Below are 8,829 nucleotides of genomic sequence, written 5' to 3' on the forward strand. Positions count from 1 at the left end.
TCGCGATGCACGCACCCCAGCCCCGCTTCTTGATCCACGCCCCTATTGCCGGGCGCTCTAAGCGGCTCGCGGCGATGATTTTTATCGGCTGTGCGGCCAGACCGGCGCAACGTCGTGGAGTTTCAACACGCTGTTCGAAAGATCCTGGATCGGGATACTCGCACTCGCCGGAGTCGGGGCCGGAGCCGTGGTGTCCGGCGCGGAGGCCGTTTGCCCGGCGGTGTTCGGTGACTGCTGCCCAGGGGCAGTCGTGGAACCACCGGTCTGCCCGACCGCTCCGGCGGTGGGCGTGCCGGTGACGGGGGTGGGCGTGGTGGGAACGGTAGGAGTGGGTGAAGCGGCTGGTGGTGGGCTGGCCGGAACCGTCGGCGAGGTGACGCCGTCGCCCGCGCCGGGCTGGGCCGGGTCCTGCGGGACGGTTGTGGCCAGCCCAGTACTGGCCTGGGCGGTAGCGGTGGGGACCGATCCGCTGGATGTCCCGTCGGTGGACGCCGCGGGGGCAGCGGCCGGTGCCGGGGGCGCGGGTACGCCGGCCGGGATGCTGGCGGCGGGCGCGCCGCCCGGCAGGTTCAGCTGCGGCCTGCCGATACCATCGGCCGCTGTGATCGGCCCGGTCCCCGCGGCAGCCCGGCCAGAAATGAGCGATCTGCTCCGGGCATCCGGTGGGAAGAGCCTTGCCGGCGGCTGGTGGGTACCGTGTGATGCCTGGGCGGGGAGCGACCTGCTGAGTGAGGCTCCTATACCGATCCCCGCGCTGGGCGTGGTCTCCATGGTCGCGGGACCGGTGATCGACGTGTCACTGCCCCCCGACAATGCCAGGCCGGTCAGTATCACCGAGATGCCGGCCAGTGACGCGGTGCCGGCGACGACCAAGCGGCCGCGCCCCTGCTTTGCGGTGACGCGCCGGTGCGCGCCCCGGGAGCGGGCAGCGTTCGATCGAGTGCTGCCTGACTGAACGTTGCCGCTGCTGGGCACCGGCATGCCCGGCACCGGTCCGGCTGTCCGTTCCTCGGTGACCTTCGCCGTCCACGCCTGTCGCCGGTCCATCGGCGCGGCGGCAGTCACCGTGATCTGAGCACGCCGGGCTGAGCTGCTGACCGAGATCGGGCCAGTTACCGTGTCGAGTTCACCGGGCTCCAGCAGCTGGTGGCGGGGGAGGAACAGCGCCCCCGCGGGTCGTGGCGCCGGGGCTGCCCCGTGGGCCGGGCTGGCGGTCGGATGGGCATGACCGTGATCCGATCGGCGTAGATTACTCGCTGTCTGCCGTGAATGCCGGCCGGCGGAGTGGCTACCCACAACCCACCTCGAATCTTGACTCGGGTGCGACATGAGGATACATCCACATTGTTCGGGCTTGCCGGCGACGAGGCGGTTCGTTGTGCACTGCTCCTCCGGATCAGTCGCTGATGGTAGCCCCCGAACCCCACCACCCGCCTGACTGATCCGGATTGATTCAGAAAGGCAGATTCGGGACGCCAGTTGGTCTATGACCCTACCCGACTGGATATGGGCATCCGCGAGGGAGGTGGACAATTTTGCACCAAAGGTACTATCCGGATGTGGAGTGAGTGCGCCGCAGGATCTCGATCGCTCTTCTGGCCGAACGGGTCGGACCACGGGGTGCCCGGATGCCCGGATGGGCCCGGCCCGTCGGGTGTCGACAGGCCGGGCCCATCCTTGCCGTCATTCGGTTCAACGGCTTGTGGCCGGCTGGCTTATGGCCGGTCAGGAAACCGTCCATGTATCGCCGCTGCTCAGCAGCGCCATCAGGTCGCCGTCACCCTGGCGGGTACGAGCCTCGGCGATCTGGGTGTTCAGCTGCTCGTCGTAGGTGGGAGTGTCGACGTCCCGGAAGACCCCGATGGGGGTGACGCCAGCCGAGCCGCCGGTGAGCCGTGACAGCGCGAACGCCTGGCCCGGTTCGGTGGCCCGCGCGTTGTGGACGAGTACGTCCTCGTCGGTCGCGGCGCAGATCTCCAGGTCGCCCGAGGCGCTCCGGCGGATGCCCTTGTCGAGGTCCGCACCGAAGATCATGGGCTTGTCGTGGACGAGGCGCAGCGTCGCGTCATCCTTGGATGACCGGTCCTTGAGGGCGTCGAAGGCCCCGTCGTTGAAGATGTTGCAGTTCTGGAAGATCTCTACGAAGGCGGACCCGGGGTGGGCTGCGGCTGCCCGCAGAACGGAGGTCAGGTGGGCCCGGTCGGAGTCGATTGACCGTGCGACAAAGGACGCCTCGGCCCCCAGCACGAGCGAGATCGCGTTGTAGGGGCGGTCCAGCGAGCCGAACGGGGTAGATTTTGTGATTTTCCCCACTTCGGAGGTGGGGGAGTACTGGCCTTTGGTCAGTCCGTAGATCCGATTGTTGAACATCAAAATTTTGATGTTCACGTTACGCCGCAAAGCGTGAAGCAGGTGGTTGCCACCAATGGACAGCGCGTCACCGTCGCCGGTGACAACCCACACCGACAGGTCGGGCCGGGAGACCGCCAGACCTGTCGCGATGGCCGGTGCCCGGCCGTGGATGGAGTGCATCCCGTAGGTCTGCAGGTAGTAGGGGAAGCGGGAGGAGCAGCCGATACCCGAGATGAAGGCGATGTTCTCCCGGGCTATCCCGAGTTCGGGCAGGAAGCCCTGGACGGTGGCCAGGATGGCGTAGTCCCCACAGCCGGGGCACCAGCGGACCTCCTGGTCGGAGGTGAAGTCCTTACGGGTCTGCGGCCGGTCGGCGACCGGGATGAGATCGAGCAGTCGGTTGCTGATGCCGGCGTGGTTCGTCGTGACGGTCACTGGTTGATCACGTCCTCCAAGACGCCCGCCAGTTCGGCGGCCTTGAACGGAAGCCCGCGGACCTGGTTGTAGCCGATGGCGTCGACCAGGAACTCCGCCCGGACCATGGCCCTGAGCTGGCCGAGGTTCATCTCGGGGACCAGGACCTTGTCATAGGCGCGCAGCACCTCACCGGTGTTGTCGGGAAACGGGAAAAGGTGACGCAGGTGTGCCTGGGCGACGTGCAGCCCCTTCGCCCGGACACGTCGGCATCCGGCGGCGATAGGTCCGTAGGTCGAGCCCCAGCCGAGGACGAGTACCCGAGCCTGTGCGGACGGGTCATCGACCTCGAGCGGGGCGATGTCGCGGGCGATCCCCTCGATCTTCGCCTGGCGCAGCCGCACCATACGGTCGTGGTTCGCCGGATCGTAGGAGATCCCACCCGAACCATCCGCTTTTTCCAGGCCGCCGATGCGGTGCTCCAGCCCGGGAGTCCCGGGAACGGCCCAGGGCCGCGCGAGTGTCTCGGTGTCGCGAAGATATGGCCAGAACTCCAGGCCCTTGTCGCCGCTGTGGTTCGGCTCGGTGGCGAATGACACCGTGAGATCGGGCAGGTCCGCACGGCCGGGTAGCAACCACGGTTCCGAACCGTTGGCGAGATATCCGTCCGAGAGCAGGATGACAGGCGTCCGGTACTTCGTCGCCAGCCGTGCCGCCTCGATGGCCGCGTCGAAGCAGTCCGCGGGCGAGCGGGGCGCGATGACCGGCAGCGGCGCCTCGCCGTTACGGCCGTTCACGGCCATGCCGAGGTCGGCCTGCTCGGTCTTGGTCGGCAGGCCGGTGGACGGTCCGCCGCGCTGGATGTCCACGACGATGAGCGGGAGCTCGAGGGCTACCGCGAGCCCGATGGTCTCGGTCTTCAGGGCCAGGCCGGGCCCGGATGTGGTGGTCACGCCGAGCGACCCGCCGAAGGAGGCCCCGAGCGCGGCCCCGACACCAGCGATCTCGTCCTCGGCCTGGAAGGTCCGTATCCCGAAACGCTTGTGCTTGCTCAGTTCGTGCAGGATGTCGGAGGCGGGGGTGATCGGGTATGAGCCCAGGAACAGCGGCAGCCCGGTGAGCTCGGCGGCGGCGACCAGCCCGTAGGACAACGCCGTGTTGCCGGAGATACGCCGGTACATGCCCGGCTTCATGCGCGCCGGCGCCACTTCGTAGGTGACGGCGAAGGTTTCGGTCGTCTCGCCGTAGTTGTAGCCGGCGCGCAGCGCCGCGACATTCGCGGCGGCGATTTCCGGGCGTTTCGCGAACTTCTTCTCAAGGAAGGTTATGACGCCGTCGGTGGGCCGCTGGTAGAGCCAGCTCATGAGACCGAGGGCGAACATGTTCTTCGCTCGCTCGGCTTCCTTTTTGTTGACCGTCCCCGCGCTGCTTTCCAGCGCGTTCACCGCGTCGATGGTCATTGATGACAGGGGTACCCGATGTACCCGGTACTCGTCCAGGCTGCCGTCGGTGAGCGGATCGGACGAGTAGCCGGCTTTTTTCAGGTTCGCGCCGGTGAACGCGTCGGTGTTGACAACGAGGTCGGCGCCGTTGGGCAGGTCCTTCAGGTTGGATTTCAACGCCGCCGGGTTCATGGCCACCAGCATGTTCGGGGCATCACCGGGCGTGAGAATGTCGTGGTCTGAGAAGTGGAGCTGAAATCCGGACACCCCGGCCGGGGTACCTGCTGGCGCACGGATCTCCGCGGGAAAGTCCGGAAGGGTGGACAAGTCGTTACCGAACGCCGCGGTCTCGCTGGTGAACTGCTCTCCAGTGAGCTGCATCCCATCACCTGAGTCACCGGCGAAGCGGATGACGACCCGGTCGAGTCGATGGATTTGACGGTCCCTGACCTGGCCTGACACGTTGTGTGACCTCCTCGGCTACCTCTCGAGCGTACCGGTAGGACTATTGGGCCGGGCGTAACGTCCCGACGGAGTCAGCTGAGTGTGACGACTGTGACACAGCCTGATCCAAGCTTGTTGGCGGCCCCACAGCGGGCGGGTTTGCGGATTGACCGGGTCGGAAAGCCGACTGCTGGGAACATTGCCCGGTGGCCGGTGACACGGGTTCCGTTGATATGGGTTTGATATGGCTTCCGTGGGTGGGCGCACAGGTGAGACTGTGACGGTGGCGCAGGCACTGCGGATCGGGATCGTGGGCGTCGGGCGCGTGGGGAGCGCGTGGGGAACGGCCCTGGCCGCTGCCGGCTATCCGGTCGTTGCGGTGCACGCCCGGTCCGAGGCGGGCTTGGCGCGGGCTCGGGCCGGTTTCCCCGCGGCATTGCCCGGGACGGCGGCCGAGGTGGCCGATGCATCGGATGTGATATTTATCACGGTTTCCGATGACGCGATCCCGGATGTTCTGGCGGGCATCGTGCACGCCGGTGCACTGCGGAGCGGGCAGATTGTCGCACATATGAGCGGACGGTACGGAGTGGGCATATTACAGTCCGCTTACGACCGCGGAGCGTTGCGAGCGGCGATGCATCCCATTATGACTGTGAGCGGGACCGCCGCGGACGCGAACCTGTTGGCCGGGGCTTCGTTCGGGGTGACGGCGGACCCGGCCGCCGAGCCGGTCGCGCATGGGCTTGTGACAGCTGTCGGCGGTCGGGTCGTTCCCGTCCCCGAGCAGGCACGGACGGCTTATCACGCCGCTGTCGTCCTCGGGTCCAACTATCTGGCGACGCTGGTCACGGCCACGCTGACACTGCTGGACGAGCTCGGCGTCCGCGAAGGCGCCGACGCGGTCGCCCCGCTGTTGCGACAATCGCTGGAAAAGGCCCTCGAGCGCGGCCCGGCTGGGCTGACCGGGCCGATCCGGCGCGGAGACGCCGGTACGGTGCGGGCGCACCTGGATGCGCTCGGCACGCTCGACCCGGCGGCGGCGGCGGCCTACGTCGCGCTGGCGGCTCTCACTCTGAGCCAGCTTGAACAGGCGGGTCTTGTCGACCGCGAGCGCGGCGAAGCTGTCCGGCAGGTGCTGCCTGCCTCGGCCGTGCGTACCGTCCCATAGGCCGAAGGCCACGCGGTGGGCATCAATGTGATGATCATCACATGTGGGGATGGTCTGGCATGCTCTCCGGATGAACCGGGCATTTCATGGCATGTCACCCAAGCGGCGCATCGCGCGAGCACCCGCGGAGGGGAACGGTTCCGGTTGATCCGGGCGTTGACTCTGATGCAACCTTCGAGATGACAGGAAACCCGACCGCCATGTCCCACCGCTACCTCAACGGGCTCAAGACCGCCATTTTGCTGGGCGTACTGTCCGCGGTGATTCTTTTTGTCGGTTCCCTGTTCGGGAGCCGCGGTCTGACAATCGCGTTCATCTTCGCCCTGGGGGTTAATGGATTCTCGTATTTCTTCTCGGCCAAGCTTGCCCTGCGTGCGATGCGAGCCTATCCGGTGAGCCAGGTCGAGCAGCCACGCATGTACGCGATCGTTCAGGAGCTCGCGACCAGGGCGCGGATGCCGATGCCGCGGCTCTACATCAGCCCGACCGCGGCACCGAACGCGTTCGCGACCGGCCGCAACCCGCGTAACGCGGCGGTCTGCTGCACCGCTGGCATTCTGGAGATCATGGATGATCGCGAGCTGCGTGGTGTCCTCGGTCACGAGCTCAGCCATGTCTACAACCGGGATATTCTTATCGCCTCCGTTGCGGGTGCGCTTGCGAGCGTTATTGTCTACCTGGCGCAGTTCGCGCAGTTCGCGGCGATCTTTGGTTTTGGCCGGAGTGAGGACGATGACGGTCCGGGCATTCTGGAGATCATGCTTCTCGTTCTGTTGGGCCCGATCGCGGCGACGATCATTCAACTTGCCATCAGCAGGGCGCGGGAGTACGAGGCGGATTCCGCTGGTGCGATGCTGACCGGCGATCCGCTCGGTCTCGCGACGGCGCTGCGCAAACTCGAGGCCGGCACGGCCGTCCGGCCTCTTCCGCAGAGTTCACAGTTGGCGCCCGTGTCGTCACTCATGATTGCGAACCCGTTCCGGGGCGGCGGGGTTGTCCAGCTGTTCAGTACGCATCCATCGATGGACCGCCGGATCGAGCGGCTGGAGGAGATGGCCCGGATGGGCCCCTACCGTTGAATCTTCGGCGGAAAGTCGTATTCTGAAAAGGCTAAGAGCGACCGGCAGTAGGGCGTTCGATCAGAGAGCGGCGTCCGGGTGGATGGATCGCGAGGCGGCGGAGGGAGTCACCTTGGTGGTGGGTGGCGACCGACGAGCCGGAGTACCCGTGCATCGCGGGTCGCTCGAACCCTGACCTGCGGCGAGGCAAACCCCCCAGGCCTCGCCGTGCAGCGCCCCGCCCGAAACCCCCCATCGGGCGGGGCGCACCTTTCCGCCGGTTATGTTGCGAGGGCCGCCTACCTCGCGCTGCGTTACATGGCGGCCCGGCTCGGCGGGGCCCGCGCGCGCGGGCCCGTCCGTTATCGGTAGTTGACGAACTGGAGCGGCAGCCCGAAGTCGCTTTCCTTGAGTATCTGGATGACGCGCTGGAGGTCATCCCGCTTCTTGCCGGTGACCCGGAGCTGGTCTCCCTGAATCTGGGCCTGCACGCCCCTCGGGGCGTCAGCCCGGATCTTTTTCGAGATCGCTTTGGCCTTGTCGTCGGCAATGCCCTGTTGCACGGTCACCACCAGCCTGTACTCCTTGCCGGACTGGGTGGGCTCGTCATGCTGCAGGGCCTTGAGCGAGATGCCGCGCTTGACCCACTTCTCCTGCAGGACGTCCAGGGTCGCTTTCACCCGTTCCTCGGTGCTCGCGGTAAGCAGGATGGACTCGCCGGACCAGGCTGCCGACGCCCCGGTGTCGCGGAAGTCGAAGCGGGTCCCCACCTCCTTGGCGGTCTGGTTGACGGCGTTGTCGATCTCCTGGCGGTCGACCTTGCTCACGATGTCGAACGACGGGTCCGCCACGGTGAAGCGCCTCCTTCCCATCTTCTCCATTGCCTGCGCGTACGGCATCGGATCTTCGCCCGGCGGCTCGGTCGCAAGCCAGGCCCGGTGCCTGATCCCGAGTCTGCCCGGATCCGCCCGTCCTGGCACAGCCGTCGCCCATGTCCGCGGGCCAGGCCGGGTAGTGAGAGCTTGCAGATCATTAACGCGCTGTCCTGATCTCCGAATGATCGCGATGCTGTCTGCGTAGCCGGGTCGCTGGGACCGGTCGTCGACCACGACCGCCCATCCCGTATGCTGTTCACCAACGGCAGGTTGCCCGAGTGGCCAAAGGGAGCGGTCTGTAAAACCGCCGGCTCAGCCTACGTTGGTTCGAACCCAACACCTGCCACCACCCCGATCCAGCTGCATCGCAGCAGGTCACAGGCCCCGGAGTGATCCCCGGGGCCTTTTTGCTCCGGAGAGGGGGTAAGGGGGCAGGCGAGCGTGTGCCGGTGCGATCCGCTGATCGCTCCGTAAACCTGCCTGATCTATAGAATCCGCAGGCATGGCTGACACTGGCACGCTTGCCGCCCGTGTCCGGGCCGTGTCGCAGCTGACCGGTCAGTTTGTGCTGCGTTCCGGGCGGACGAGTAGCGAGTACTTCGACAAGTACCTGTTCGAGGCCGACCCCGGGCTGCTCGCGGACATCGTTGACGCGATGGGCCCGTTGCTGCCCGAAGGCACGGATGTGCTGGCCGGGCTCGAACTCGGTGGTATCCCGCTGGTTACATTGCTGTCCCAGCGGACTGGCATGCCGGCTCGGTTCGTCCGCAAGAAGGCCAAGGAGTACGGCACGTGCCGGATCGCCGAGGGCGGGGCTGTCGAGGGCCTGCGGGTCGTTCTCGTCGAGGATGTCGTGACCAGCGGCGGTGCCGTGCTGGACGCGACCGGGATCCTGCGCAAGCAGGGCGCGATCGTGGAACATGTCCTCTGCGTGATCGACCGCCAGGAGGGCGGGCGGGCCAGCCTCGCCGACATCGGTCTCGACCTGCGTTCGGTTCTCACCCGCGCTGAGCTGAACGCGACCGCCTAAGAGCGCCCGGAAGAGGGGTGCGGATCAAGGAGCGGGGCTGGGG

General features: G+C 66.8%; 7 protein-coding genes and 1 tRNA gene. 5 read left to right on the forward strand and 3 right to left on the reverse strand.

Annotated elements, in window-relative coordinates; genetic code table 11:
* Positions 1-190 precede the first annotated feature (190 nt).
* Positions 191-955, forward strand: coding sequence for a hypothetical protein (locus MJ797_RS06030; RefSeq protein ID WP_239332671.1), 765 nt, complete (start codon positions 191-193; stop codon positions 953-955).
* A gap of 770 nt (positions 956-1,725) precedes the next feature.
* Here the strand turns inward: MJ797_RS06030 and MJ797_RS06035 are convergent.
* Positions 1,726-2,787: a 2-oxoacid:ferredoxin oxidoreductase subunit beta gene (locus MJ797_RS06035; protein WP_239332673.1), complete on the reverse strand. Its 1,062-nt coding sequence runs from the start codon at positions 2,785-2,787 to the stop codon at positions 1,726-1,728.
* The gene (locus MJ797_RS06040) at positions 2,784-4,670 is read right to left on the reverse strand and encodes a 2-oxoacid:acceptor oxidoreductase subunit alpha (RefSeq protein ID WP_239332675.1); all 1,887 of its coding nucleotides are present in this window, start codon (positions 4,668-4,670) and stop codon (positions 2,784-2,786) included. The genes MJ797_RS06035 and MJ797_RS06040 overlap by 4 nt, the downstream gene beginning before the upstream one ends.
* A gap of 259 nt (positions 4,671-4,929) precedes the next feature.
* On the opposite strand from MJ797_RS06040, the gene MJ797_RS06045 reads away from it, so the two are divergent.
* Both MJ797_RS06045 and htpX read left to right on the forward strand, forming a co-directional pair.
* The gene (locus MJ797_RS06045; RefSeq protein ID WP_239332677.1) at positions 4,930-5,823 is read left to right on the forward strand and encodes a Rossmann-like and DUF2520 domain-containing protein; all 894 of its coding nucleotides are present in this window, start codon (positions 4,930-4,932) and stop codon (positions 5,821-5,823) included.
* A 200-nt stretch (positions 5,824-6,023) separates the two neighbouring features.
* A complete protein-coding gene (gene htpX / locus MJ797_RS06050) occupies positions 6,024-6,902 on the forward strand; it encodes a zinc metalloprotease HtpX (protein WP_239332757.1) in 879 nt (292 codons plus the stop codon).
* Between the two features lie 341 nt (positions 6,903-7,243).
* On the opposite strand, the gene MJ797_RS06055 is transcribed toward htpX, so the two are convergent.
* Positions 7,244-7,753, reverse strand: coding sequence for a YajQ family cyclic di-GMP-binding protein (locus MJ797_RS06055; RefSeq protein WP_374581574.1), 510 nt, complete (start codon positions 7,751-7,753; stop codon positions 7,244-7,246).
* Between the two features lie 267 nt (positions 7,754-8,020).
* Between MJ797_RS06055 and MJ797_RS06060 the strand changes: the two genes are divergently transcribed.
* Both MJ797_RS06060 and pyrE read left to right on the forward strand, forming a co-directional pair.
* Positions 8,021-8,105: transfer RNA gene (locus tag MJ797_RS06060), tRNA-Tyr, on the forward strand.
* A 153-nt stretch (positions 8,106-8,258) separates the two neighbouring features.
* The gene (pyrE, locus tag MJ797_RS06065) at positions 8,259-8,786 is read left to right on the forward strand and encodes an orotate phosphoribosyltransferase (RefSeq protein ID WP_239332679.1); all 528 of its coding nucleotides are present in this window, start codon (positions 8,259-8,261) and stop codon (positions 8,784-8,786) included.
* Positions 8,787-8,829: the final 43 nt, after the last annotated feature.

Origin of the sequence: Protofrankia sp. CiP3, from assembly GCF_917627345.1 — a bacterium.
GTDB lineage: Bacteria > Actinomycetota > Actinomycetes > Frankiales > Frankiaceae > Protofrankia.